Raw genomic sequence first — 25,627 nt, 5'->3', positions numbered from 1 at the left:
GAGATATCGTGCTTCAAACAACTCTGCCCGTAGAATCAACAGTTATGGGTAACACTCAGGCGAGCGCACCGCTCGCAGAACGCTTTGAGCAAGAGGCCATCGAATATCTTGACCAGATGTACGGTGCCGCCATGAAGTTCACGCGTGACCCTCAAGAAGCGCAAGATCTTTTGCAAGAGACCTTTATGAAGGCCTTTGCCGCGTTCGAGCGCTTCCAGTCGGGCACGAACATGAAGGCATGGCTGTACCGCATCATGACCAACACCTATATCAACGGCTACCGCAAGCAGCAGCGGGAGCCGTATCTCGGGGCAGTCGATGAGCTTGAAGACTGGCAGCTCGGCGGGGCAGAGTCGACCACCTCGATGGCCGCGAGGTCGGCAGAGGCAGAAGCGCTTGACCGGCTTCCCTCGACCGCGGTCACTGAGGCACTCAACGAGCTTGACGATGATCGCCGCATGGTGGTGTATCTCGCCGACGTTGAGGGTTTCTCGTATCAAAACATTGCAGACATGATGGGCACGCCGATCGGCACGGTCATGAGCCGACTCTCGCGGGGGCGCAAGCAGCTGAGAGAACTGCTTGGCGAATACGCCCGTGAGCAGGGCTATGCTGCACCATCATCAGGAAAAGGAGCATGATCATGAAGAACTGTGATTGCGAAGCACGCGGGGTCGAGTGCACCTGCGCGACCAAAGATTGTGGTTGCGAGATGACTCGAGAGAAGCTTGAAGACTTGCTGCGCGACGAGCTCTGCGCCGAGGAATCGGCGCCGATCCGCGCCCACTTGCGCACCTGCCCAGAATGCAGGGCAGAGCAGCGGGTATGCGAGTCGCTCACCGAGGCGATTCAGCGTGGCTGCAAAGAGAAGGCGCCAGCGCAGTTGCGCGACGCGATTCTCGCGCAACTCCAGGGCTCGTAGCGGCCCGGCTTGCACCCGGCAAGCCCAGCGAAATGGATGAGGGGTGGCGCTGCTTGACCGCAGCGCCACCCCTCATCTGTTGTGAGGCGACTAGCCCTTGATGATCTTGCGGCCCACGATTTCGCGCATGATCTCGTTCGTGCCACCGTAGATGCGGTGCACGCGAGCGTCGGCGAAGGCGCGGGTGATCGGGTACTCCATCATGTAGCCGTAACCGCCGAAGAGCTGAACGCCCTGATCGAGCACCTCCCACTCGCGTTCGGTTGCCCAGAACTTCACCTTCGCGGCCTCTTCTGGGGTGAGCTTGCCCTCGCCGTAGAGCGCGATGGCGCGGTCGACGTATGCCCAGAGCGCGTCAACCGTCGTCTCCATATCGGCGAGCTTGAAGTAGGTGTTCTGGAAGCGGATGATGGGCTGACCGAAGCTCTCGCGAGCCTTTGCGTGATCGACGGTCCACTCGTATGCGGCCTCTGAAGCGGCAGCCGCGGCGACACCGATTGAGAGGCGCTCAAGTGGCAGGTTACGCATGAGCTGAATGAAACCGTGGCCCTCTTCGCCGCCGATGAGGTTCTCTTCGGGAATGAACACGTCGGCAAACGAAAGCTCTGCCGTGTCGTGCCCGTGGAAGCCGAGTTTGTTGAGCTTGTTCCCGTGCTCGAAGCCCTGCATGCCGTCTTCGACGAGCACGAGGCTGAACGCGTCGGGGCGGTTGCCCTCTCCGGTCTTCACGAAGGTGACGATGACGTCGGCGGTCTTGCCGCTCGAGATAAACGTCTTGGCGCCGTTGAGTACGTAGCCGCCATCGACCTTCTTCGCGGTCGTGGTGACGCCGCGCAGGTCTGAGCCTGCGCCGGGTTCAGTCATCGCGAGCGCTCCAATGATCTCGCCTGAAGCCATGCCGGGCAGCCACTTCTTCTTCTGCTCTTCGGTGCCGAAGTGCACGATGTATGGAACCGCGAGATCGTCCTGAATGCCGAAGGCGCCGGCGAGCGATCCGAGGCCAGCGCGAATGATCTCTTCGTTGACGACCGTGCGAAAACGGTAATCTTGCAGCATTCCCGCGCCACCGAACTCTTCTGGGACCGAAAGCCCGATGATGCCCGCCTCGCCAGCTGCGCGCATGGTATCTCGGTCGATCTCGCCAGCGGCATCCCAGCGCTCGCGTGCGGCGTTATCGCCGTAGCGCTTCACAAATTCTTTTACGACGTCGCGAAAGGCCTCGTGGTCTTCGTCAAAGATGAGTCGTTCCATGTGGTTTCTCTCCTTCGAGTAAGTATCTAGGTAAGGGTCAGTGTAGCTTCGGGTTACTGAAGCCGGGTGAACATTGTGGGGTTACGACACGAGACGCGCGCTCAAGCGAGCGAGCATTGCGTCATCAGCTCCATGCTGTGCGAGGTAGTCGTTGACCGAGCCGTACTCGGCATCGATACGTTGCATGGCCCTGGCGATGGCGTCGACGGGGCTTGACGCGACGAGCCCGTATACCTCGTCGGTGACCTCGAGCCCGAGACGGCGAAGCGCCGAGAGGTGCCAATCGACCCACTCGCCGCGCAGGTTCTCTTCGGTCGCGGCATAGTCGTGAAAGACATCGTCTCGGTCAACCCCAACGGCGGTGAGCGCGAGCGCAATGACGGCACCCGTGCGGTCTTTGCCCGCGGTGCAGTGCACGAGGGTGGGGCTGGGCGCATCGGCGAGTAAGCCGAGCGTTGGCACGAGGGTATCGGCGTGGTTGAGGTAGATACCGTCGGTGAGATCGAAGATGGTCATCTTGTCGCTCACATGAGCCCTGGCGCTCGGAAAGATCGAGTGAGCAACCTCGATGACTCCCGCAGGGACGCGGTCGGGAAGCGAAGCGCGCTCTTCGTCATCGCGCAGGTCAATCACGTGGCCGATGCCGAGCGCCTCAAATTCGGCGAGCCCGGCCTCGGTGAGCCGGTTCAGCCCGTCTGAGCGAAAGAGTGTGCCCCAACGGGTCGAGCCGGTGGGGGTGCGGTACCCGCCCGTGTCTCGGAGGTTATAGGTTCCCTCAACGGTTTTCAGACGGCTATGCATGGTGCGCTACCTTTCTTCGAGCCGCGGGATCGCGCGAATGAGCGATTGCGTGTATGGGTCTTGGGGGTTTCCAAAGATGGCTTCGACCGTGCCCGTTTCGACGACCTTGCCTGCCTGCAAAACGAGAACGTGGTCAGCGATATCGGGAACGATGCTGAGATCGTGGGTCACGTTGATCATGGTGAGGCCGAGCTCGCGTCGCAGCGTCGCGAGCTGGCGCAGGATTGACTGCCGAACGAGCACGTCGAGAGCCGAGACTGGCTCGTCGCCGATCAAGAGCTCAGGGCGGTGGATCAGGCCGCGCGCGATCGCGATGCGTTGTCGCTGGCCCCCGGAGAAGGCCTGGGGGTAGCGGCTCGCTGCATCGGCGGGGAGGCCGAGCAACGAAAGCACCTCGGTCACGCGTTCGGTGCGGTCGCAGTCGATCTCGAGCGCCTCGAGCGGCTCAGCGACGCTCTCGCCGATGGTGAGCCGCGGGCTGAACGACGAGTACGGGTCTTGAAAGACGATGCCGGTGCGGCTTCGCAGCCACCGTTCGCGGCCGCGCCCGGTGACGCGGCGGCCATCGTAGGTTATCTCACCCGAGTCGACTCGCTGCAACCCGAGGAGCGCGCGCACGAGCGTTGACTTGCCTGATCCAGACTCGCCGACGATCGCGAGCGAGTCGCCACGGTTGACGTGCATGGTGACGCGATCGAGTGCTGTGAGCTTTTCGCGACGCCCCATGAGGCCGCGCGATGGGCCGGGAAAGGTGACGGTGATGTCGCATGCCTGCGAGAGCGGGGTCTGTTCGCCAATGAGCATTTACATCGCCTCGTATCGTTTGAGCGCGTCGTCGCCGTTGCGGGCTGCCTCGAGCAGACGCAGGGTGACGGGGTGCTGCGGGTCGGCGATGATGTCTCGGGTGCTGCCGGTCTCGATGATCGCACCCTCGTCGAACACGTACAGCCGGTCGGCAACAGACGAGAGTACGGCGAGGTCGTGGGTGATGAACACGAGGGTCGACTCGTTTTCAGCGGTGATGCGTTGAAAGAGCTCGAGCACCCCCTGCTGCACCGTGACATCGAGAGCGGTGGTCGGCTCGTCGGCAAAGAGCAGGCCTGGCCGTGCAGAGATGGCCGCGGCAATAGCCGCGCGTTGGCGCTGGCCGCCCGAGACCTCGTGCGGGTAGGAATCGACGATGCGCTCGGGGTCGCTGAGCCCCGCGGCGCTCGCCAGCCTGAGCGCCGCATCGCGCCGCTCCCGCCTGCTGAGATCGTAGCGGGTCGTGAGCGCCTCGGTGATCTGTTTGCCGAGCTTGCGCAGCGGGTTGAGCGCGGTCTTGGGTTCCTGAAATACGACGCCAATGAGGTCGCCGCGAATGAGGGCGAGCTCTTTCTCGGGGAGCCCTACGAGCTCGCGACCGTCAAGCCGTATCGACCCTTCGACGACGGCGTGTTCGGGCAGGAGCCCAGCGATCGCGAGGGCGGTGAGCGTCTTGCCCGAGCCCGATCCGCCGATAAAGCCGACACTCTCGCCGGCCTGAACGCTGAGGTCGAGTTCGTGTAAAAGCTCGGTGCCGTTGATGGAAACGGTGAGGCCTCTGACCTCGAGTGAAAGGGCGTTGGTCATGCTTGCACCCCCAGGGCGGTTCTGCGGGCGATGGGCTTATTGCCGTGCAGCGCCGGGTCGAGCGACTCGCGCAGCACGTCGCCGATCAGATAGAAGGCGAGCACCACGAGGGTGATCGCGAGGCCGGGCCACAGGACAACCTCGGGGTGCACACCGATGTAGCGCTGCGTTTCGGCGAGCATCGTGCCCCACGACGGCATGTCTCGTGGCGCGCCGAAGCCGAGGTAACTGAGGCCGGATTCTGCGAGCACGGCGAGCCCCATCGAGAGCGAGAGCTGCACAAACAGTACCGAGGAAACCCCGGGAATGAGGTGCTTGGTGAGAATGCGCCAGCGTGAGAGCCCCGCGGCCCGTGCCGCGAGCACGTAGTCGGCGCCGGCAACCTGCCTGAGCTCGGCTTTGACGACGCGGGCGATCTGCACCCCGTAACCGAGGCCCACCGCGACAACGACGATCGTGATGCTCGAGCCGAACACCGCCGTGAGCATGATCGCGATGAGGAGCGTCGGAAAAGCGATGAGCACGTCGATCAAGATCGCGAGGGGTTCGCGGATCACCCGTGGGCCGAGCGCCTGCGGAATCGCGAGCAACAGCCCGAGCACCCCAGCGAAGGCGACGGTGCCGAGGGCGACGATGACGGTGACCCTGCTGCCAATGATGAGGCGTGAGGCGATGTCGCGGCCAGAGCCGTCGGTGCCGAGCCAGTGGTCGGGTGAGGGCGGGAGCCAGGTGTTTTGGGCCGAGGCGTACGAGGGGTCGTGGGGAAGCCAGAAGAGGCTGAGCAGAGCGAGCCCTACCGTGAGCCCGATGATGGTGAGTGCGAAGACGGTGCGTGCTGATTTCATCGCTGGGCCTCCGCAAGTCTCGGGTCGATCAGGCGGTGCACGATGTCAATAACGGCTCCGAGAATGAGGATCACCGCGGTGAGCACGAAGAGCGTCGACTGTACCTTGAGCAGGTCACGGTTCCCGACATCGCTCACGAGCATGCGCCCGAGACCTGGAAGAGTGAAGAGTTGCTCGACGACGACGGCGCCCACGAGTAACGAGGCAACCTGCAGACCGAGCATCGAGATGATCGAGAGCCCGACGCTCGGCAGGCCGTGGCTCACGAGTGCGCGCGAGCGGGTGAGGCCGTGCGACATCGCGGTGAGCACGTGGGGCGCGTCTAAGGCCGTGAGCGTCGCGCTTTTCACAAAGCGAAAGAGAATCGCTCCCTCGATGAGCCCGATCGTGAGGGCGGGCAGGGTGAGCGAGCGGATCGCGGCGAGCGGCGACTCCCAGCCCTCGCGAGGGAACCCCTGCGATGGGAACCAACCGAGCCATGCCGAAAACACCATGATCGCGAGCATGCCGGCCCAGACGACGGGAACGGCTGCGGCCGCGATGCTCGCCGTCGAGAGGAATCGCGATGCGGCGCTGCGGTGCTTGACGGCGGTGATGACCCCGAGTGGCAGCGCGATCGTGAGGCCAATGATCAGTGAGTAGATCGTGAGGGGCACCGTCACGGCGGCCTTTTCGACGATCTCTGCCTCTATCGGTGAACCGGTCAAGATGGAGGTGCCGAGGTCGCCGGTGACGATGCCGCCGATCCACTGGACATACTGCGTCAGTAGCGGCACGTTGAGCCCTAGCTGTTCGCGAATCTCAGCGATGCGCTCTGGTGACGCCTGAGTGCCACCAATAACCTGCGCAACGTCGCCCGGGAGCAGCCTGAGCGTGATGAAGATCACGGCGCTCGCGAGCACCAGACCCAAGATGAGGGTCAGGGTGCGTGTGAGAATGAAACGGATCACTTCTCGATTGTGACACCCTCGAGGTTGATGCGCGAATTCGTGTTGCTCTCGGGAAAGCCCCTCACGTGCTCGGCAACAGCGTTGGTCGGCGTGTAGTTGTAGAGCCACTTGGCAGGAGCTTCTTCGGCGACAACGCGTGCAGCCTTCGCGAGCAGTGGCGACATCTCATCGGTTGACGGGGCCTTGAGCGCCTCTGCGTAGAGTTGCTGCGCCTCGGCGTTATCGAAGCCGAAGTAGTAGCCGCTGTCGGCGTAGTTGCCGAAATCAAAGGGCTCGGCGTGGTCGACGAAGCTGAGGTCGAAGTCGTGGTTCGTGTAGACGTCTTCGAGCCAGGTGCCGAACTCGACCTGCTTGATGTTCAGCGTGACGCCAACCTCGGCGAGCTGAGACTTCACGATGTCGAGCGCGACCGTGTCGTAGAAGTTCGGCACGGTGACGGTGACCGAGAGATCGCTGGCACCTGCCTCTTCGAGCAGTGCGCGAGCGTTGTCTGGGTCGTAGGCGTTGATCGAGGTGAGGTCTTCGTAGCCGGGCTCGAGCGAGGTGATGGGGCCACCGAGCGGCTTGGCGTCGCCCTGCAGTGCCTCAACGAGTGCTGAGCTGTCGATCGCCTGCGAGAAGGCGGTGCGAACTCGCTCGTCGTCGAAGGGAGCCTTGGCGTTGTTGTAGCCGAGGGTGAAGACGTCTGAACTTTCGGCGTTCACGAGGGTGAACTCGCCGCTCTGTTCGAGCTCGGGAACGAGTGAGGGAAGCACGGCGATTTGCGCGTCGAGGTCGCCGTCGAGGCTCGCATTGACCGCGGCCTTGCCGTCGCTGATGTAGCGGTAGACGGCGCGGTCGAGCGAAGCCTCGGTGCCCCAGTACTGCTCGTTCTTCACGAGAGTGATGCTGTCGCCCTCTTTCCATGAAGCGAGCGTGTAGGGGCCGGTGCCGTTGGCCGTGTTCTTGAGGTCGTTGGTCGCGGCAGCTTCAAGAATGAGCCCCTCGCGGCCAGCGAGCTGGAACGGGAAGAACGCGTTGGGCTCTGCAAGCTCGATGACGACAAGGCCCTCTGACGGTGAAGAGACCGTGACGGTGTCGCCGAGCGTCTCGGAGAGCGAGGTGATGACGTCTTCTGCGGTGAGTGAGGCACCCGAGTGGAAGGTCACGTCATCGCGCAGGGTGAACTCGTAGCGTTTGCCGTCGTCGCTCACGGTGTAGCTCTTGGCGAGCACCTCGCGCAGTTCAAGCGTGCCGGGAACAAAGCCAATGAGGCCCTGGTACACGTTGTCGGCGAGCACCTGGTCGAGGGCAACTCCCGAGGTGTTGCGAATATCGAGGTTGGTGGGCGGCAGCAGAATACCGATCGTGAGTTCAGAGGCGGCGTCTTCTGCTGGCTTCTTCGAGAGGCTCTGCGCCAAGAAGATGCCTCCGGTAACCACGGCGACGGCAGCGACCGCTCCGATGATGAGGGGAAGCTTCGAACGGTTCTTTTTACGGTACTCTGACCCAGAGTTGCCGAGGTGAGGCTGCGTCACGCCATTGCTCCTTGGATATTCATCCGCCCGCTGCTCGAACAGTGAAGGAGTTCACGTGCCCCGCGCCGGATACTTGAGTGTACCTTATGCCAAGACGATCTTGCGTATGCAGAAACCGAGCTGAGCGGGCACCGCTTCTTGCACGTTATGACCGCCTTGAAGGGTGATCATCTCGGCCTCGGGAAGGCGGTTTCGCCACTCGCTCTGAAGCTGATCGGTGACGAGCCCCGCCGCGCCGCGCACCCCGGTGACCCGTGCACCAAGTGACGCCAGGTGCTGCCAGAGCCCCTCGAAAGGGCGTTGTGCTTCTGGGCCTGACGCCGCGGCGTCGAGACCGTCAAGCTGTGCAAAGTGGTGGCTCCACTCGACACGACCGTCGCTTCGTTCACGGGCGTTCAGTGCGATCTCGCGCGTGAGCGCTGCCCGGTCGCTGCCCAGGCCAAACGCGATTGCCCGGTCGACCATCTCGTCGTACGAGGCAAAGACACGCTTTCCCGAGATGAAGTGGGACACGTCGGTTGCGTCGCGCGCTGGGTCAAACCCGGGGGTGATGTCGATGAGCGTGACGGTGCGAAGGCGGCTATGTAAGAGGGGAATGAGCGCGGCCGCGGTGAGCCCACCGAGTGACTGCCCGACGAGGTGCACATCACCGCTCGTGAGCGAGGCGATCGTCGCGGCAACGTCTGCGGCGACCGTGGTCGGCGAATAGTCGGCATCGTCACGCCAGTCGCTTCGGCCGTGTCCGGGAAGATCGATTGACACCGTATTCTCTTCGAGCGCGAGAACCGTCGCGTCAAACGTGTGAGCATTGAGGCCAGCGCCGTGCAGAAACACGACCGGCTCGGTGCCGCGAGCGAGTGGGTCGTTGCTGACGAGGGCGCTCACGCGACGCCCACTGGGGGCGAGCACGCTCTTGCGCTCAACCTTTGGTAGGGGAGCGAGCCGGTTCACCCGCTCAGCGTGCTCATGAAGGAAGCGAAACTCTGAGCTGTGTGTCACGCGTTACCAACCCCGCTCAAGGTACGCCTTTAGCTGTACTTGCTCTGCCGCAACGGTCGTCGGGTCACCGTGGCCGGGAAGCACCTGCGTCTGCTCGTCGAGAGAAAAGAGCTGCTCTTCGATTGAGGTAATGATCTGGCCGAAGTCGCTGTACTCCCAGCGCGTTGCGCCGGGGCCGCCCTGAAAGAGCGTGTCACCAGAGAAGACGAAGCCGTGGTCACGCGCAACGAAGCAGACCGAGCCCGGGGTGTGTCCCGGAGTGTGCCTCGTCTCAAGCGTGACGCCCGCCACCGTAAAGGTGTCGCCGTGGGTGAGCTCGAGTGGCGTCTCGGCCTCTGCGTGGATCTCGCGCCACAAGAAGTCGTCAGCCTCGTGAAGAAAGAGGGGAGCGTCGAGCTTTGCGGCCGTCTCAAGCGCCGCATTGACGTGATCTTCGTGGCCGTGGGTCAGGAGAATACCGTGCACGGTTCGCTCGCCGACCGCCTCAGCGATCTCGGCTGCGTCGTGAGCGGCGTCGATGACGATGGCCTCGGTATCTGAGCCGATGATCCACACGTTATTTTCAATGCTGAAGCCCTCTGCTTCGCGCCACAGGGTTCCCTGTGTGCGCAGCAGCTCGATGCGTGGTGTGTCGCTCATGAGACCGTCCCTTTCTTCGTCGTGTAACCGCCCTGTTCAAGCCCGGCGTTGACCTCGAACACGTTGGTGTGTGGGTTTCGGCCCGAAAGCCAGTAGAGCACGGGCATCGCGAGACCGAAGGTGCGCCATTGCTGACGGTGGATCTCTTCGTGCGCGAGCACCGCTGGGGTGACGTTCTGGTCGGTGAGATAGCACGCGCCAACGCACGATCCGCCTCGGCCAAAAGCCCATGAGGGCATGCCGCGAAAGACCCACAGCCTGCCGTGCTTTTCAATCTCGCCACGGCTCAGCAGCGCGCCCCACACAAACCCCACGGTGGTGGCATACGCGTAGCCGAGCCACGCAAAAGGGTATGGTCTCGTGCGTAACTCCATACGGTCAGGGTAACGCGCCTGCCTGGGCAAGACCAACCTAGTGATGCCCGACCGTCACAAAGTCGATGAGGTGCTCGACCTGCCCGCTGAGCGCGGGCTCGAGATCACGGTAGGTGGTCACGCGCGAAAGAATGCGCTGCCATGCCTCGGCGATATCGGCCTGCTCCTCGTGTGGCCAACCGAGTGCCTGGCATACGCCGCGCTTCCATTCAACGCTGCGGGGTGGGACAGGCCAGCGCTCGATACCGAGACGCGCGGGCTTCACCGCCTGCCACACATCGACGAAGGGGTGACCGAGAATGAGCACACCCTCGCCAAAACGGCGCTCGATCTGCTCGGCGATGCGAGACTCCTTTGAACGCTCGACGAGGTGATCGACGAGAATGCCGGCGCGGCGTTCGGGGCCCGGCGCAAACTCCTCAAGCACCGTCTCGAGGTGGTCAACGCCGTCAAGGAGCTCGACCACGATCGCAGCCTCGCGAAGATCGTCGCCCCACACCTTCTCGATGAGCTCGGCATCATGCTTACCCTCGACAAAGATTCTGCTCGCCCGCGCGACCTGCGCCCGCTTGCGCTCGCCGAGAATCGAACCAGATGCCGAGACGAGACGGGTCTGGGGGCCGCGTGCGGCAACGAGGGTGACACGCTTGCCGTCGACGAGGAAAGCGTCTTTGACGGGAAACGACCTCGTGAAGCCATCGAAGTCGCGCAGCGCGATCACTCCGCCCTCGGGTAACTTCACGACCTCACCGAAAAACTCAGTGAGCGCGTGCTCGAGCAGGAGTCCCTTGGTGAGCTCAACCTCGGGTGGTTTTGCTGCGCGTCGACGGTCACGAAAGTCAGCGACCGCGTCACGCCCGTATCGATCGTCGTATGTCATAAAGCCACAGACTAGGGCATGATGGATAAGAGATGAACGAGCCACACGAGAGACCAAAGAAATCGAGGCTCTTTGTCGACCTCGCGCCGTTCAAAGCGAGCCCCGCCTTCACCCGACTCTACATCGGTAACTCGGTTTCGCTCATCGGGTCGCAAATGACCATTGTTGCCGTTGGCATGCACGTCTATGACCTCACCGGTTCGACGCTCGCGGTCTCGATGGTTGCGCTCTGGGCGCTCGGCCCCATGATTATTGCGGGGCTCTGGGGTGGCATGCTCGCCGATGTGTTTGACCGACGCACGCTCTCGCTCGTCACAGCGACGGTGTCGTGGGCTTCGATCGGGGCACTCGCCGTCATCTCCTTTCTCGGGGTGACCGAGACCTGGCCGCTCTACCTGCTCGCAGCGCTCAATGCCTCGGCCGCAACGATTCTCGGGGCGACCCGCTCGGCGATCATGCCGCGCATCTTGCCGCCCAACCTCATCCCGCAGGCGAGTGCGCTCTTTGGCATCTCTTTCGGTATCGGGGTTGCCGTGGGCCCCGCGCTCGGCGGCGTACTCGTGTCGAGCGTTGGCTTCGGTTACACCTACCTCGTCGACGTCGTGCTCTTTACCGCCGGTTTTCTCGGGGTGCTCTCGCTGCCGCCCATCGCTCCAGAGGGAGAGGCCGAGAAGCCCGGGTTGCGCTCGCTCATCGAGGGCTGGCAATTCTTGAAGCGCTCGCCCAACATTCGGGCGACGTTTGTCTTTGACATCATCGCGATGGTGTTCGGGCAGCCCCGTGTGACGTTCCCGGCAATCGGCATGGTCGTGCTGGGCGGTGGGTACACGACGGCGGGCATGCTCACGGCTGCCGTCGCCGTGGGCGCCTTCCTCTCGAGCCTCGGCTCAGGCTGGGTTGGCAACGTGAGAAGGCAGGGCGTTGCGGTCACGGGCGCCATCGCGGTATACGGGCTCTCGATCGCGATGTTTGGTGCCGTCATTCTTGTTGCGCAGCTCACCGGTCAGGCCACAGAAGAGACGCCGAGGCCACTCTTCATCGCGCTCGCATTTATTGCGCTCGCCGCCTCTGGCGCCTCAGACAACATCAGCGCGGTGTTTCGCAGCACCATTTTGCAGGTTTCGGCCCCCGACCACATGCGGGGCCGGCTGCAGGGCATCTTCACCATTGTCGTGACCGGTGGCCCTCGTCTTGGTGACCTCTGGGCGGGCATGCTCACCGCGACGCTCTTTCTCTGGGTGCCCTCGGTCGTCGGTGGCGTCATCATCATGGTCTTCATGGGCTGCGCGGTCAAACTTGCCCGCGGATTTATGGCCTATGATTCAACCGATCCAAAGCCCTAGGATAGGGAAGTATGGAATCCAATGATGCACCCGTATTGATCGACCGACTCGGCCATATCACCCGTGTGACGTTGAATCGGCCACGAGCCATTAACGCGCTCACCCTCGAAATGGTCGAGATCATGATTCAGGCCCTCGAACACGCTGCGACCGACGGCTCGCGTGCCGTCGTGATAACCGGCGCCGGCGACCGAGGTCTGTGCGGTGGCGGTGACATCAAAGCCATGGCGCAAGATGGCGCCCAGCATGCTCACGAGTTCATCGAACGGGAGTATGTGCTTGACCTTATGACGCAGGAGCTCGCCATTCCCGTGATCGGGTTCATGGACGGCATCACGATGGGCGGCGGCATCGGGCTGACCGGACACGCTGCACACCGAATCGTCACCGAGACGAGTCGCCTCGCGATGCCCGAGACGCGCATTGGCATCGTGCCCGACGTCGGTGGGCACCTGCTGCTCGCCAACGCGCCGGGACACCTTGGCGAGTACCTCGCGGTGTCGAGCGGCCAGATGGACGCCGGCGATGCAATAGCACTCGGGTTCGCCGACGTCTTTGTGCCGCGTGATCGCCTGCCTGAGCTAACCACAGCGCTCGCCGAGGGCGGCGAAGATGCCGAGAGCATTGAGCGGATCATCGCCAGCTTTACCACCGCTGCTCCCGAGTCGAAGCTCAGTGCCCGGCAGCGCGAGATTGATGAGCTCTTTGGCGAAGCGCTCTCTGCCCCGTCGTTCTCGCCCGCGGCCCTCGACCTCGGCGAGTGGGCCATCGCGGCTGCGCTGCGTCTCGTGGCGCTTGCCGAAGAACGGATGCCAGAAGTCGCTTCGACCATTCGCGAGATGAGCCCGACCTCGGTCATTGTGACGCTCGCTCAGATCACCCGCACCAGGCAGCTTGGGCTTACGCTCGAACAGGTACTTCGCGATGACCTCAGGGTGTGCAGCAGACTCTTTCAACGCGACTTTGTTGAGGGCGTGCGCGCCCGGGTGATCGACAAAGACAACGCGCCGGCATGGAACCCGGCGACGCTCGAGTCTGTCGAGGCCGCAGACATCGCCACCATCATCAACCCCGTCGAATAGGGCTCACGCCAAGCAAAGGGGCGAGGCGCGGCTATCGTGCTGCCGTGCCTCGCCCCTTTGCTGGACGTGCTCAGTGCTTACCAGCCGCGCTCTGCCAGACGGTGCGGCGCCGGCAGGTCACTCACGTTGATGCCCACCATGGCTTCGCCAAGCCCGCGTGATGCTTCGGCGATGACAGCCGGGTCTTGGAAGTGTGCGGTTGCCTTCACGATCGCCCGAGCGCGTGCTGCCGGGTCTCCTGACTTGAAGATGCCCGAGCCAACGAACACTCCGTCAGCACCAAGCTGCATCATCATTGCCGCGTCTGCTGGGGTCGCGACGCCGCCCGCCGTGAAGAGGGTGACGGGAAGCTTGCCGGTCTCTGCGACCTCGCGCACGAGCTCGTAGGGGGCCTGAAGCTCCTTCGCGGCGACGTAGAGCTCGTCGGGGTTCGACTGGTACTTCGCGTGCAGTTCAGCGATCTCGGCGAGGATCACGCGAATGTGCTGTGTGGCCTGTGAAACGTCGCCCGTGCCGGCCTCGCCCTTCGAGCGAATGAACGCTGCGCCCTCGGTGATGCGGCGAAGCGCCTCGGCGAGGTGGGTTGCGCCACACACGAAAGGCACCTTGAAGGCCTGCTTGTCAATGTGGTGGGCGTAGTCGGCGGGTGAGAGAACCTCTGACTCATCGATGTAGTCAACGCCAAGGTGCTCCAACACCTGCGCTTCGACGAAGTGACCGATGCGGGCCTTCGCCATGACCGGGATATCGACGGTCTCGATGATGCCCTCGATGAGGTCGGGGCTCGACATGCGGGCGACGCCGCCCTGCGCGCGAATGTCGGCGGGAACGCGCTCGAGGGCCATGACGGCGACCGCTCCCGAATCTTCGGCGATGCGGGCCTGTTCCGGCGTCACGACATCCATGATCACGCCGCCCTTGAGGCTGTCGGCAACGCCGCGCTTCACGAGTGCTGATGGGGTGTATTCGAATGCATTACTGCTGTATTTGGTAGTCATATGAGCAGTATGAATGGCTCTTGGTGTAAATTAAAGTCCAATAATGAAATAAATCATTAGACCAAAGGGGTTGAAGTGTCAGAGGTCGAACTCGTGATTCAGCTTGATCGGCAAACACCAGGCTCGCTCTCGGCGAAACTGGTGCTCGCCCTGCGCCACGAAATCGAATCGGGTGCCTTGCGTCCCGGCGACCGCCTGCCGCCAACCCGCGACCTCGCAGCGAGGCTCGGGGTGTCTCGCGGCACCGTCGTGACCGCGTATGAGCAGCTCGTCGCAGAGGGGTACTTCTCGTCGGGGCAGGGGCTTGGTACCCGCGTGAACGAACGTCTCACCGAGATTCACCACTACGTGCCGCCGGTTGCGCAGAGCGTCCCGAGCGCGCGTGCGGCTCACCCGGCGCACCAACAGCCGAAGCCGATCGCCGACCTCAGTGCCAGGCCCGCGTGGCGTGCTGCGTGGCGCAAAGCGGCCGTTTCTGAGCGCATTGGTCGCCCCATGCCGGTCGAGGGCGACCCCGAACTGCTGTACCAGGTCTCGGAGCACCTGCGGGCGATGCGAGGCACCGTTCGTTCCACGAACGACCTGCTTGTGACCGCCGGGGTTCGCGAGGGGCTCAGCCTCATTCTCACGGCGCTCGGCACGACGAGAGGGCGCAGCCTCGTCATCGGCTTCGAGGCCGAAGGGCCCGCATCACTGCGGGAAGTTGCCGAGCGGCATGGTGCGACCGCGGTGTCACTCCCGGGAGACGACGACGGCATTCTCGTCGATGGGCTGCCAGAGGCGGTTCTCGACGCGATCATCATTACCCCGAGCTTTCAGTTTCCCGGGGGAGGCCTTATGCCCCTTAAACGTAGGCTCGAACTCCTCGAGTGGGCGAGCAAGCGCGGCGTCATGCTCATCGAAGACGACTTTGACAGTGAGCAACGCTATACCCGTGCCCCGCTTCCAACGTTCGCGACGCTTGATGACCCCGAGCGAGGTGTCGTCGCAACACTCGGAAGCTTCTCGGCGACGCTCTCGTTCACCCTCGCGGCGGGCTTTCTCATTGTGCCAGCGTCGATCCGCACGATGCTCTTACCGGTTCGACGCGACCTCGGCTGCCCGGTCTCGCCCATCTTGCAAATTGCGCTCTCGGAGCTGCTGGGGGCCGGCGAACTGCGCAGGCATGTTGCCCGGCTTCGCCGAGCCAGACAACGCCAGGAGGTCGCCTCGTGAGACAATGGTGCGAAACAGCCAGGTTATGAGGAGGCACGTGTGCGGTATCGGGTAGCGGTAGCAGGGGCGAGTGGGTACGCGGGGGGCGAGCTGCTCAGGCTTCTCGCAGAGCACCCGAACTTCGACGTCGTGACCGTGACCGGGCACTCGACCGCTGGGCAACCCCTGGCGCTGTCGCAGCCGCACCTGCTCTCGCTGTCGCACCTCACGCTGCAGCCCACCACCGCCGAGGTGCTCGACGGACACGACATCGTGTTCTTTGCGCTACCGCACGGCGCTTCGGGTGCGCTGAGCGCGCAGCTTGCCAACACCCGACTCGTGATCGACTGCGGTGCCGACCACCGGCTCGTCTCGCAGACCGATTGGGATGCCTTTTACGGCGGCGAGTTCTTTGACGCGTGGACCTACGGGGTTCCCGAGCTGCTCATTGGCGAGGGCCAGAAACAGCGCGAGCAACTGGCCGGAGCGACCCACATTGCGGCGCCGGGCTGCAATGCCTCGACCGTTGCGCTCTCGCTCGCACCTGGCATTGCCGCCGGCGTGATCGAGCCGCGTGACCTCGTGACCGTGCTCGCTGTAGGGCCTTCGGGTGCCGGCAAGGCCGCAAAGCAGCATCTGCTCGGGGCCGAGCTCATGGGCACGGCGAACCCCTACTCGGTTGGCGGATCGCACCGGCACATTCCCGAGATTCAGCAGTCGTTGCGCTGGGCTGGTGCCCCCGAGACCCCAAGCCTCAGCTTCACGCCCGTGCTGGTGCCCATGAGCCGCGGTATTCTTGCGACCTCGACGGCGCCGTTGAAAGCGGGGGTGAGCGCAGCCGAGGTGCGTGAGGCATGGAACTCGGCCTACGGAGACGAGCACTTCGTGAGGCTCTTGCCCGAGGGCGTTTTCCCGCGAACCGCCGATACCCTCGGCGCCAACACCTGCCTCATGGGGCTTGCCGTTGACGAGGCCGCCGGCAGGGTGGTGGTTGTTGCCGCGCTCGACAATTTGGCGAAGGGAACCGCTGGCGCCGCGATCCAGTCGGCTAACATTGCTCTAGGGCTTCCCGAAGCGAGTGGCCTCAGCGTTAACGGCGTAGCGCCGTAGGAAAGGAATCACTGTGACGGTCACCAAGGCGGCAGGGTTTCGCTCTGCTGGAATCGCGGTAGGGCTCAAATCGACCGGCAAACCAGACCTCGCACTCGTCGTGAATGACGGGCCGCATCCCGCTGCGGCCGTGGTATTCACGGGCAATCGTGCGCAGGCAAACCCGATTCTCTGGTCAAAGCAGGTGATGCGCGCACGAACGCCGCGAGCGATCGTGCTGAACTCGGGCGGTGCGAACTGTTTCACCGGTGACTTTGGTTTTGACACCTCAAGGCTCACTGCTGAGGCGGCTGCGGCTGAGCTCGGGCTTGAGTCTTCTGAGGTACTCGTGTGCTCGACCGGACTCATCGGCACCGGTGATCAGGTCTTTCGCGACAAGATCGTGACTAACGTTCCGACCCTCGTGGGCCAGCTGTCTGACGACGATGAGACCGCCGCTGCTGCGATTCTCACGACCGACAGCGTCGAAAAGAACGGTTTCTTCGAGAGCGAGGCGGGGTGGCGCATCGCCGCCATTGCGAAGGGGGCTGGCATGCTCGCTCCTGGTCTCGCTACGATGCTTGTGGTCATTACGACCGATGCCGTGATGACTAACGAGTCGCTCGAACGCGCGCTTGCCACGGGCTCTGAGCTCAGCTTCAACCGTCTTGATTCAGACGGGTGCATGTCAACGAACGACCAGGTGACGCTCCTGGCCTCTGGCGCCTCTGGCGTCGAAGCCGATGAGGTGCAATTCGCCGAAGCGCTCACCGAGGTGATGCGAGATCTTGCGAAGCAACTCCAGGCCGATGCCGAGGGAGCCACCCACGACATTGATATCGAGGTCGTGGGCGCCGCTGACGAGCAAGACGCCGAAGAAGTGGGCCGCGCCGTTGCCCGCAACAACCTCTTCAAGGCCGCGATTTTTGGCAACGACCCGAACTGGGGCCGCGTGCTCGCTGCGATCGGCACCACGAAAGCCGACTTTGACCCGTACAAGGTAGACGTCTCGTTTAACGGAGTGCGTCTGTGCAGTGAGGGTGCTCCAGACCGCCCGGTTGACGACTGTGACCTGACCCCTCGCAACACCCACGTGCTGATTGACCTCAAGGCTGGCGAGCACACGGCAACGATTTTAACCAACGATCTCACCCACGAATACGTGCACGAAAACAGCGCGTACTCGAGTTAGGAAAGAACCCCATGACGGGTAGCGTTCGCGAGCGCGAACAAGACCTCGCTGCTGAGAAAGCCGCGGTGCTCATCGAGTCGCTCACATGGTTGAAGAAGTTTCGTGGCGCGATTGTCGTCGTGAAATTTGGCGGTAACGCGATGGTCTCTGACGAGCTCATGACCGCGTTCGCCGAAGACATTGTGTACCTGCACTACGCCGGGCTGAAGCCGGTGGTGGTGCACGGCGGCGGCCCACAGATTAACACGATGCTCGAAAGGCTCGGCATCGAGAGCACCTTTGAGGGTGGTTACCGTGTGACGACGCCCGAAGCCATGGACGTCGTGCGCATGGTGCTCACGGGGCAGGTGAACCCAGGACTCGTCGACCGGATCAACGAGCACGGCCCGCTTGCCGCTGGGCTCGCCGGGGCAGACGCCGGGCTCTTTACCGCTGAGAAGCGGGGCCCGGTACTGGTTGATGGGCGCGAAGTCGACCTGGGCCTCGTCGGCGACGTGGTTGATGTGCGGCCAGAAGCCGTGCTGGGGCTCATTGACCGGGGACTCATCCCAGTCGTGTCATCAATCGCGCCCAACGGCGAAGACGTGGCTGAGGCGCTCAACGTGAACGCAGATGCGGCGGCCTCTGCCCTCGCTCAGGCGATCGGGGCCGAGAAACTCGTCATTCTTACCGATGTCGCGGGGCTTTACGCGAACTGGCCAGATACCTCGTCACTCGTTTCATCGATCACGACCGACGAGCTCATCGCGCTCATGCCTGAGCTCGAGAGCGGCATGATCCCGAAGATGCAGGCTTGCCTCGACTCGGTGCAAAACGGTGTGCCCAAGGCGGCGATCATTGACGGGCGCAAGCCGCATTCGCTGCTCATCGAGATTCTCACGGCAGCGGGTATCGGCACCGAGGTTGTCCCTAGCCACGGGGCATGATCGCCTGGGCGCTGGGGGCAGTGCTTGCCGTGATCGCTGTTGCGATCGCGGTCATTGACCAGCGCACGATGCGCATTCCGAACCTCCTGGTGTTACCGGCGACGGTTTTCGCCTGGGCGGTGGCGGGCGTAACCGCGCTCGGTGAATCTGCCGCCGCACCGCTCATTCGCTCGGTCCTTGGTGGTCTCGCGCTCTTCGCCGTGTGGTACCTTGTCGCGCTTGCCTCGCGGGGTAGCCTCGGCGGCGGTGACGTGAAGTTTGCCGGCTACCTCGGTTCAGTACTCGGGCTCTATGGAGGCTATGGTGCGGTGATTGTTGGCGGATTTGCCATGTTTCTCGCGGGTGGCCTTGCGGCGGCCGTAGCCTTGCTGTTTGGGCGCGCAAAAGCGCGAAGCAAGATCCCGTTTGCCCCGTGGATGCTCGTTGGTGCAGGGTTCGCGCTTTTCGGGGCGGTACACTAGAGGCTGACCTCGTCGCCAGTGAAAGGGGCTATGAAATGACGTACATTATTGCTTTGCCATGTGTTGATGTCAAAGACCGAGCTTGCATCGATGAATGCCCGGTTGATTGCATCTACGAGGGCGAACGTATGCTCTACATTCACCCAGACGAGTGCGTAGATTGCGGTGCCTGCGAGCCCGTGTGCCCGGTAGAAGCGATTTACTACGAAGATGACACCCCAGAGGTCTGGGAAGTCTACTATCGCGTCAACGTCGAGTTTTTCGACAAGGTGGGTTCGCCCGGCGGTGCAGCCAAGGTCGGGGCCTACGACTTCGACCACCCAATCGTTGCCGAACTGCCGCCAATGGCCTAGCCCTCGTTAAAAACTGTGCCAACGTGCACAGACGAGATGGAATCATTGAGGGTTGCGACAATTATTCGCTTTGTACAGCTTCGAACCATCTGAACTGTAGGGTTCATTCAACGACTCCGATTCACTGCTCATTGAATTTTCGGGTTAAGGTAGATGAGAAATCATCGTATTGCCGCTAACCACCACGAAGTGAGTTGGCGCAGATTGGAGACGCCGTGGCGAATAACGCTCAGGGGCAAGGTACCGCGAAGCTCACATTTCCGGGTGGAGAAGCAGAGCTGCCCATCCTCCCGGCCACCGACGGCCGATCATCGATCGACGTAAGTAAGCTGACCGCACAGTCGGGGCTCACCGCCCTCGATTACGGTTTTGTTAACACCGCTTCGACCCGCTCAGCCATCACCTACATCGATGGCGACCAGGGAATCCTGCGGTACCGCGGCTACCCGATCGAAGAGCTCGCGCAGCAGTCGACTTTTCTCGAGGTTGCCTACCTGCTCATCTACGGCGAGATGCCAACGCCCGCAGAGCTCACGGCTTTTGACGACAACATTCGTCGTCACACCCTGTTGCACGAAGACATGCGCTACTACTTCGAAGGCCTGCCGCACACCGGGCATCCCATGGCGGCGCTCTCCGGCGGCCTGCAGGTGATGTCGACCTACTACGAGTCATCGCTCGACACGAGTGTTGAAGAGTTCGTCGAGGTCAACACCATTCGTCTGCTCGCGAAGCTTCCCGTGCTCGCGGCCTACGCACACAAGAAGTCGATCGGTCAGGCCACCCTGTACCCCGACAACAACCACAGCTTCGTCGAGAACTTCCTGCGCCTGAACTTCGGCACGATGGCCGAAGAGTACGAGATCAACCCCGTGCTCGTTGACGCGCTCGATAAGCTGCTCATTCTGCACGCTGATCACGAGCAGAACGCCTCGACCTCGACCGTGCGTCTTGTGGGGTCGACCGGCGCGAACCTCTTCTCGTCGATTTCGGCCGGCATCAACGCGCTCTCGGGCCCGCTTCACGGCGGCGCAAACGAGGCCGTGCTCGATATGCTCGGCCAGATTCGTGACTCGGGTGAGGGCGTGCGTTCGTTCGTCGAGAAGGTCAAGAACAAAGAAGACGGCGTGAAGCTCATGGGCTTCGGGCACCGGGTCTACAAGAATTACGACCCCCGCGCACGCATCGTGAAAGAGAGCGCCGGCCGCGTGCTCGCCGAACTCGGCGTGAACGATCCGCTGCTCGACCTCGCGCAGGAGCTTGAACAGATCGCGCTCAACGATTCGTACTTCCAGGAACGTCGCCTCTACCCGAACGTCGACTTCTATACGGGCGTCATCTACAAGGCCATGGGGTTCCCGACCCGCATGTTCACCGTGCTCTTTGCCATCGGTCGCCTTCCCGGGTGGATCGCCCACTGGCGTGAAGCGCGGCTCGATCTCGGCACGAAGATTGGTCGCCCGCAGCAGCTGTACACGGGCTCGCCAGAGCGTCACCTGGACCGCTAAGCCACTTGCTCGGGAACGGCATCGCCGCTTAAGAGCCTCGGAGGGTGTGGATCGAGAACGCTTCGATCCGCACCCTTTGTCGTGTCGACAAGCGAACAAGTCAGTAACATTTTGGCCGGAAGTTAGCGGTTCGTCTCGATTCGCGGGATAATAGAGACCTACACGTGAAACAGAGGAGGCCACATGGCGGCTATGAAACCCAGGACCACAGACGGACCCATGGAAGCCGAGCGCGAGGGTCGAGTCATCGTTCTGCGAGTTCCCCTCGAAGGCGGAGGGCGGCTCGTGGTATCGGTTAACGACGAAGAAGCCGCTGAGCTTCGCAAGGTGATCACCGGTGTGATCGGCGAGTAGCCCCAAGAACCATCTGACGAAAGCGGCCCGGAGTGATCTGGGCCGCTTTCGCGTTTCATGAGTACTTACTGACGGCGCGTGAGCGTGAGCAGGCCGTCGCCCACGGGTGAAAGCGCAGGCACAACGGCCTCAGCGTCTTGGACGGTCGCCAGGAGGTCTCTGATGAGGGTTGTGACCTCGTCGCGTGAGGCTGGGTCGGCGACCTTACCGCCAGCGAGGGCGTGGGGAATGACGATCGTGCCGCCGACGCGCAAGAGGGGCAGCGAGAGCTCGACGTAGTCAAGCAGGTCGCGTTTCTCGCCATCAATGTGAATGAGATCGTATGAGTCCTGGTTGAACCTGGGCAGCACCTGCTTGGCGTCACCTGCGACGAGCCGAAACTGTGAGGCTGCGACGCCAGACTCGATGAGGAGCTGCCGCGCGTGCTTCTGGGTCTCTGCCTCAACATCGAGCGAGGTGAGGTGCGCCTCGGGAACGTACCGCATGAGGGCAAGGCCGCTCACACCGACACCGGTGCCGATTTCGAGCAGTGTCGTCGCTCCCGTCATGACGGGAATCGCCGAGAGCTGAGCCGCAATGGCTCGGCTCACGGGCTCGACCCCGATTTCGAGCGAGAGCCGCCGAGCCTTCACCTGGGTGTCGCCCTCGTTCGGGTACTGCTCGGTGTATTGCCAACCACTCTCATACTTAGTCATGCATCAAGGCTATAACATTGAGGCATGGGTGGTCTCACGTTTCAAAAGCTTGCCATTGTCTTGGTGATAGCACTCATCGTGCTCGGCCCAGAACGGTTGCCGTATTACGCGCAGAAGCTTGGCGAGTTCGTGAAAACCATCAGGCGCATGACCGAGGGCGCCAAGGAACGCGTCAAAGAAGAGATGGGCGACGAGTACGACGAGGTCGACTGGAAGCAGCTCGACCCGAGGCAGTACGACCCACGCCGCATCATTCGTGATGCGCTCGACGAAGAAGAGCGTTCACCCGAGGCGAGACGTGCACGAGCGGTCGCCGCGTCAAGGTCTCGCAAACGCCCGGCTGAGGGAGCCGTCGAAGGAGCCGCAGCTGCGGGAGCGGCTGGTGGCCTGAGCGCCATGTACGGCAGTTCGCATGAGATCGCGAGCGACTTCAACTTCGACGACGAGGCGACCTAGACACTCAGCGGTAACGAGCGGCCCGCGAGGCCGCCCGGCCTTGGGGCAATGCGTTCGGCGAGCTCAGCGATCGCGACGACGGCTGGGTCATCGAGCGGAGCGGGCTCACCCGAGTCACCGGCCTCACGAAACGGGACGCTGAGCGGAACCTTTGCGAGAAGCTTCACTTCTGGCCGCGAGCCCTCGCGCTGCGAGGCGAGTTCGGTGAGTCGCTCGGCCACGGCTGATCCGCCGCCCGAACCGAACACCTCGAGTACTTGGCCGTCGGGCTGCGCGAGGCCAGACATCGTCTCGACGACACCGAGCAGGCGCTGGCCGCTCTGCATGGCGAGAATGCCGCTTCGCACTGCGACGTCGGCCGCGGCGACCTGAGGCGTCGTGACGACGAGCACCTCTGACTGGGGAAGGAGTTGCCCGACGCTCAGCGCGACATCGCCCGTGCCAGGGGGCAGATCGAGCAGTAGGAAGTCGAGGTCGCCGAACCAGACGTCGCGCAAGAACTGCTCGAGCGTGCGGTGCAGCATGGGGCCTCGCCACGACACCGCGGTTTCGCGCGGATCAGCGTCGCCCAGAAACATGCCGATCGAGATCGCCTTCACCCCGTGCCCGACCGGGGGAACCATGAGGTCGTCAATGCGCGTTGGGAGCTGCGTGACCCCGTCGCGTGAGAGGCCGAGGAGCGCGGGAATGGAGAAGCCGAAAATGTCAGCGTCGATAATGCCGACCGAGTAACCACGGCGTTCGAGCGCGAACGCGAGGTTGGCGGTCACGCTCGACTTGCCCACGCCGCCCTTACCGCTCGTGACCGCGATGATGCGTGTGAGCGAGTCGGGGCCGAATTGGGGGGCGCGCTGTGCCGCTTTACCGCGCACCTTTTCAATGAACTCGGTTCGCTGCGCGGGCGTCATGACGCCGACGGTGAGGTCGACCTCTGATATGCCCTCGACCGAGAGCGCGGCCTCGCGAGTGTCGCGTTCGATCGAGCGGGCCGCGGGGCAGCCAACGATCGTGAGCAACAGCGTGATCACGGCGGTTTCACCCTCGACGGTGGCCTGGGTGATCATGCCCAGCTCGGTGATGGGCTTGCGAATCTCTGGGTCGATGACCCGAGAGAGGGCTTTCCACAGTGCAGTATCCATTGCCTCCATGGTACCGAAGTGCTCACCAGTTGCTCAGTGGATCGTGAGAGAATTGCACTATGACGAACCTTTCGCCTATGTCGCGACGCCAAGCCATGATGACCCCGGTCATTCCGATGGGCGAGATTATCTCGACCTACGATACGTACCAGAATGCCCAGCACGCGGTCGATACGCTCGCGCGCGCTGATTTTCCGGTCAACCAGGTGGCCATTGTCGGCGACGACATTCGCAGTGTCGAGCGGGTGACCGGCAAGGTGACCTGGGGCAGGGTCGCACTCATGGGCGCCCTCTCGGGCATGTATCTCGGTCTTTTTCTCTCGCTCATTCTGCTGATTGTGCAGCCGGGAGCGCAGTTCGCCGGGATCTTCGTCTCGGCAATCGCGATCGGCGCCGGCTTCGGCATGCTGTTCGGTCTCTTTACCCACGGCATTAACCGCAACCGCCGCGACTTTGCGTCGGTCATGCAGCTCGTCGCGGGCCGCTACGACCTCGTGACCGAGCCAGAGCTCGTGCACCAGGCGAGGCAGACGCTCATCAGCGCGGCGAGCGGTAAATAGCAAGCAAAAAGCGCGCAGCGCCCTTCGCCGGGCACTGCGCGCTCACGTGACGTGGGCGGCGTTTAGCGGTTGAGTCGCTGCACCCATGCCTCGACGTCGTCAGCGGTGCGGGGAATGTGCGCCGAGAGGCTCTCGTGGCCCGTCTCGGTCACGACGATGTCATCTTCGATGCGCACGCCGATGCCGCGAAACTCCTCGGGAACCGTGAGGTCTTCTGGCTGGAAGTACAGGCCGGGCTCGATCGTGAAGACCATGCCTGGCTCGAGCACACCATCCATGTACAGCTCGCGCTTCGCCTGCGCGCAGTCGTGAACATCAAGGCCCAGGTGGTGGCTCGTGCCGTGCACCATGTAGCGGCGGTGGTACGGGGTCTCGTCGCCCTCTTCCTTCTCGGGCAGGAAACCCCACTCGCGCGTCTTACGCTCGATGACCGCCATTGCGGTGTCGTGTACCTCGTGGAAGGTGATGCCAGGGCGCACAATCGCGTGGGCCGCGTCTGCCGCCTCGAGCACGGCCTCGTAGACCTTGCGCTGGACCGGGCTGAAGGTACCCGAGATCGGCAGCGTACGAGTGATGTCGGCGGTGTACAGGCTGTCGAGCTCGATGCCGGCGTCGAGCAGCAACAGGTCGCCCTCGAGTACCGCGCCGTTGTTCTTCTCCCAGTGCAGTGTGCAGGCGTGAGGACCCGAGGCGGCGATGGTCTCATACCCGACACCGTTGCCGTCGAGGCGAGCCTGCATGCCGAAGGCGCCCTCGACGACGCGTTCGCCGCGCGGGTGCTGGGTGGCGCGGGGGAATGCCTCGATGACGGCGTTGAAGCCCTGCTCGGTCGCCATGACCGCCTCGCGCATCTGCTCAATCTCGTACTCGTCTTTCACGAGTCGCAGTTCAGAAACGGCGCGGGCAAGGTCGGCGTTTGCGAGCGTGACGTCACCCGGTTCTGAGGCGAACTCTGCGAGCGAGCGGGTGTTCAGGCCAAGGTTGCCAGCAACCTGCGCGAGGCTCGGGCGCTTTCCGGTCCAGAACTCGCCGACGGTGGGGTTCGCGAAGAACTCGTCGGTGTCTTTGCCGGCGCTCTCTGGAAAGAAGAGGGTTGCGTCGTGGCCCGATGCGTTCGGTTCGAGCACGAGAATCGAACCGGGGAGGGCGTCTGCGCCCCAACCGGTGAGGTGGCTGAACGCCGAGTGCGCGCGAAAGATGTAGAAGGTATCGTTCGACCGCTGCTTCGCGAGGCCCGCCTCGATGACGAGGCGTTTGCCCGTGAACTGCTCGCTGAGGGTGCTGCGGCGCTGCGCTGCGTAGGGTGCCGCTGGCCTTGCCGCTGGAATCTCACGCGCATCGTCGGCCCACTGCGAGCGAATGTACGTGGTGAAACGCTCGGTCGTCGGGGTTGTTGAACGGTTTTCGTTACTGATCTCTGCTGAGTGCGTGGTGGTTTTCGACATGACTCGATTATCTCACCGCAATCAGAGAAAGGGCGGAGTACTG

At 63.0% G+C, this 25,627-nt stretch carries 29 protein-coding genes; 14 read left to right on the top strand and 15 right to left on the bottom strand.

The window, feature by feature from the left end; translation table 11 throughout:
* The first annotated feature begins 44 nt into the window (after nt 1–44).
* Both JSO19_RS01720 and JSO19_RS01715 read left to right on the top strand, forming a co-directional pair.
* Nucleotides 45–641: a sigma-70 family RNA polymerase sigma factor gene (locus JSO19_RS01720; protein WP_270909347.1), complete on the top strand. Its 597-nt coding sequence runs from the start codon at nt 45–47 to the stop codon at nt 639–641.
* A 71-nt stretch (nt 642–712) separates the two neighbouring features.
* Complete coding sequence (locus tag JSO19_RS01715; RefSeq protein WP_270909345.1) at nt 713–922, top strand: anti-sigma factor family protein; 210 nt, start codon at nt 713–715, stop codon at nt 920–922.
* A gap of 90 nt (nt 923–1,012) precedes the next feature.
* On the opposite strand, the gene JSO19_RS01710 is transcribed toward JSO19_RS01715, so the two are convergent.
* The 11 genes from JSO19_RS01710 to JSO19_RS01660 all read right to left on the bottom strand — a co-directional run bounded on the left by JSO19_RS01710 (nt 1,013) and on the right by JSO19_RS01660 (nt 10,789).
* Nucleotides 1,013–2,173 carry an acyl-CoA dehydrogenase family protein gene (locus JSO19_RS01710; RefSeq protein WP_270909343.1) on the bottom strand — a complete coding sequence of 387 codons (1,161 nt, stop codon included), beginning with the start codon at nt 2,171–2,173 and terminating at the stop codon, nt 1,013–1,015.
* An 81-nt stretch (nt 2,174–2,254) separates the two neighbouring features.
* Nucleotides 2,255–2,974, bottom strand: a complete 720-nt coding sequence (locus tag JSO19_RS01705) for a tyrosine-protein phosphatase (protein WP_270909341.1) — start codon at nt 2,972–2,974, stop codon at nt 2,255–2,257.
* A 6-nt stretch (nt 2,975–2,980) separates the two neighbouring features.
* The gene (locus JSO19_RS01700) at nt 2,981–3,778 is read right to left on the bottom strand and encodes an ABC transporter ATP-binding protein (RefSeq protein WP_270909339.1); all 798 of its coding nucleotides are present in this window, start codon (nt 3,776–3,778) and stop codon (nt 2,981–2,983) included.
* Entirely contained in the window at nt 3,779–4,585 is an 807-nt protein-coding gene (locus tag JSO19_RS01695; RefSeq protein WP_270909337.1) for an ATP-binding cassette domain-containing protein, read from the bottom strand.
* Nucleotides 4,582–5,430 (bottom strand): ABC transporter permease, encoded by an 849-nt coding sequence (locus JSO19_RS01690; RefSeq protein WP_270909335.1) that lies wholly within the window; start codon nt 5,428–5,430, stop codon nt 4,582–4,584. The genes JSO19_RS01695 and JSO19_RS01690 overlap by 4 nt, the downstream gene beginning before the upstream one ends.
* Complete coding sequence (locus JSO19_RS01685) at nt 5,427–6,380, bottom strand: ABC transporter permease (protein ID WP_270909332.1); 954 nt, start codon at nt 6,378–6,380, stop codon at nt 5,427–5,429. Before JSO19_RS01685 ends, JSO19_RS01690 begins: the two co-directional genes overlap by 4 nt.
* A complete protein-coding gene (locus JSO19_RS01680) occupies nt 6,377–7,897 on the bottom strand; it encodes an ABC transporter substrate-binding protein (protein WP_270909331.1) in 1,521 nt (506 codons plus the stop codon). Before JSO19_RS01680 ends, JSO19_RS01685 begins: the two co-directional genes overlap by 4 nt.
* 84 nt (nt 7,898–7,981) lie before the next feature.
* Nucleotides 7,982–8,896: an alpha/beta fold hydrolase gene (locus tag JSO19_RS01675; RefSeq protein WP_270909329.1), complete on the bottom strand. Its 915-nt coding sequence runs from the start codon at nt 8,894–8,896 to the stop codon at nt 7,982–7,984.
* A gap of 3 nt (nt 8,897–8,899) precedes the next feature.
* The gene (locus JSO19_RS01670; protein ID WP_270909328.1) at nt 8,900–9,535 is read right to left on the bottom strand and encodes an MBL fold metallo-hydrolase; all 636 of its coding nucleotides are present in this window, start codon (nt 9,533–9,535) and stop codon (nt 8,900–8,902) included.
* Nucleotides 9,532–9,909, bottom strand: a complete 378-nt coding sequence (locus tag JSO19_RS01665; protein ID WP_270909326.1) for a Fe-S oxidoreductase — start codon at nt 9,907–9,909, stop codon at nt 9,532–9,534. The genes JSO19_RS01670 and JSO19_RS01665 overlap by 4 nt, the downstream gene beginning before the upstream one ends.
* 37 nt (nt 9,910–9,946) lie before the next feature.
* A complete protein-coding gene (locus tag JSO19_RS01660) occupies nt 9,947–10,789 on the bottom strand; it encodes a DUF3097 family protein (protein ID WP_270909324.1) in 843 nt (280 codons plus the stop codon).
* Nucleotides 10,790–10,821: 32 nt separating this feature from the next.
* On the opposite strand from JSO19_RS01660, the gene JSO19_RS01655 reads away from it, so the two are divergent.
* Both JSO19_RS01655 and JSO19_RS01650 read left to right on the top strand, forming a co-directional pair.
* Complete coding sequence (locus JSO19_RS01655; RefSeq protein ID WP_270909323.1) at nt 10,822–12,132, top strand: MFS transporter; 1,311 nt, start codon at nt 10,822–10,824, stop codon at nt 12,130–12,132.
* Between the two features lie 11 nt (nt 12,133–12,143).
* Nucleotides 12,144–13,214, top strand: coding sequence for an enoyl-CoA hydratase/isomerase family protein (locus JSO19_RS01650; RefSeq protein WP_270909321.1), 1,071 nt, complete (start codon nt 12,144–12,146; stop codon nt 13,212–13,214).
* A 77-nt stretch (nt 13,215–13,291) separates the two neighbouring features.
* On the opposite strand, the gene pdxS is transcribed toward JSO19_RS01650, so the two are convergent.
* Entirely contained in the window at nt 13,292–14,212 is a 921-nt protein-coding gene (gene pdxS, locus JSO19_RS01645; RefSeq protein WP_270909319.1) for a pyridoxal 5'-phosphate synthase lyase subunit PdxS, read from the bottom strand.
* 75 nt (nt 14,213–14,287) lie between these two features.
* Between pdxS and JSO19_RS01640 the strand changes: the two genes are divergently transcribed.
* The 8 genes from JSO19_RS01640 (at nt 14,288) to JSO19_RS01605 (ending at nt 21,289) form a co-directional block, all read left to right on the top strand.
* On the top strand, nt 14,288–15,427 hold the full coding sequence (locus JSO19_RS01640; RefSeq protein WP_270909317.1) for an aminotransferase-like domain-containing protein: 1,140 nt from the start codon (nt 14,288–14,290) through the stop codon (nt 15,425–15,427).
* A 39-nt stretch (nt 15,428–15,466) separates the two neighbouring features.
* Nucleotides 15,467–16,516 carry an N-acetyl-gamma-glutamyl-phosphate reductase gene (gene argC / locus JSO19_RS01635; RefSeq protein WP_270909315.1) on the top strand — a complete coding sequence of 350 codons (1,050 nt, stop codon included), beginning with the start codon at nt 15,467–15,469 and terminating at the stop codon, nt 16,514–16,516.
* Between the two features lie 13 nt (nt 16,517–16,529).
* Nucleotides 16,530–17,687 (top strand): bifunctional glutamate N-acetyltransferase/amino-acid acetyltransferase ArgJ, encoded by a 1,158-nt coding sequence (argJ, locus tag JSO19_RS01630; RefSeq protein ID WP_270909313.1) that lies wholly within the window; start codon nt 16,530–16,532, stop codon nt 17,685–17,687.
* Between the two features lie 11 nt (nt 17,688–17,698).
* Entirely contained in the window at nt 17,699–18,613 is a 915-nt protein-coding gene (gene argB / locus JSO19_RS01625; RefSeq protein WP_270909311.1) for an acetylglutamate kinase, read from the top strand.
* The gene (locus tag JSO19_RS01620; RefSeq protein WP_270909309.1) at nt 18,610–19,074 is read left to right on the top strand and encodes a prepilin peptidase; all 465 of its coding nucleotides are present in this window, start codon (nt 18,610–18,612) and stop codon (nt 19,072–19,074) included. Before argB ends, JSO19_RS01620 begins: the two co-directional genes overlap by 4 nt.
* 35 nt (nt 19,075–19,109) lie before the next feature.
* Complete coding sequence (fdxA, locus tag JSO19_RS01615; protein ID WP_217131852.1) at nt 19,110–19,427, top strand: ferredoxin; 318 nt, start codon at nt 19,110–19,112, stop codon at nt 19,425–19,427.
* Between the two features lie 215 nt (nt 19,428–19,642).
* On the top strand, nt 19,643–20,935 hold the full coding sequence (locus tag JSO19_RS01610) for a citrate synthase (RefSeq protein ID WP_217131854.1): 1,293 nt from the start codon (nt 19,643–19,645) through the stop codon (nt 20,933–20,935).
* Between the two features lie 183 nt (nt 20,936–21,118).
* Entirely contained in the window at nt 21,119–21,289 is a 171-nt protein-coding gene (locus tag JSO19_RS01605) for a DUF3117 domain-containing protein (protein WP_217131856.1), read from the top strand.
* Between the two features lie 65 nt (nt 21,290–21,354).
* Here JSO19_RS01605 and JSO19_RS01600 read toward each other — a convergent pair whose 3' ends face one another.
* Nucleotides 21,355–21,984: an O-methyltransferase gene (locus JSO19_RS01600; protein ID WP_270909305.1), complete on the bottom strand. Its 630-nt coding sequence runs from the start codon at nt 21,982–21,984 to the stop codon at nt 21,355–21,357.
* A 24-nt stretch (nt 21,985–22,008) separates the two neighbouring features.
* Between JSO19_RS01600 and JSO19_RS01595 the strand changes: the two genes are divergently transcribed.
* Nucleotides 22,009–22,440: a Sec-independent protein translocase subunit TatA/TatB gene (locus JSO19_RS01595; RefSeq protein WP_270909303.1), complete on the top strand. Its 432-nt coding sequence runs from the start codon at nt 22,009–22,011 to the stop codon at nt 22,438–22,440.
* On the opposite strand, the gene JSO19_RS01590 is transcribed toward JSO19_RS01595, so the two are convergent.
* Entirely contained in the window at nt 22,437–23,588 is a 1,152-nt protein-coding gene (locus tag JSO19_RS01590; RefSeq protein ID WP_442915669.1) for a P-loop NTPase, read from the bottom strand. The genes JSO19_RS01595 and JSO19_RS01590 overlap by 4 nt on opposite strands.
* 50 nt (nt 23,589–23,638) lie before the next feature.
* On the opposite strand from JSO19_RS01590, the gene JSO19_RS01585 reads away from it, so the two are divergent.
* Nucleotides 23,639–24,139, top strand: coding sequence for a general stress protein (locus JSO19_RS01585; RefSeq protein WP_270909299.1), 501 nt, complete (start codon nt 23,639–23,641; stop codon nt 24,137–24,139).
* A 62-nt stretch (nt 24,140–24,201) separates the two neighbouring features.
* Here JSO19_RS01585 and JSO19_RS01580 read toward each other — a convergent pair whose 3' ends face one another.
* Nucleotides 24,202–25,584, bottom strand: coding sequence for an aminopeptidase P family protein (locus JSO19_RS01580; protein WP_270909297.1), 1,383 nt, complete (start codon nt 25,582–25,584; stop codon nt 24,202–24,204).
* Nucleotides 25,585–25,627: the final 43 nt, after the last annotated feature.

The sequence above is a fragment of the Leucobacter sp. UCMA 4100 genome (assembly GCF_027853335.1).
Taxonomy (GTDB): Bacteria; Actinomycetota; Actinomycetes; order Actinomycetales; family Microbacteriaceae; genus Leucobacter_A.
The sequence above is the reverse complement of the archived record's forward strand: the minus strand, read 5'-3'. Positions and strand labels throughout refer to the sequence as shown.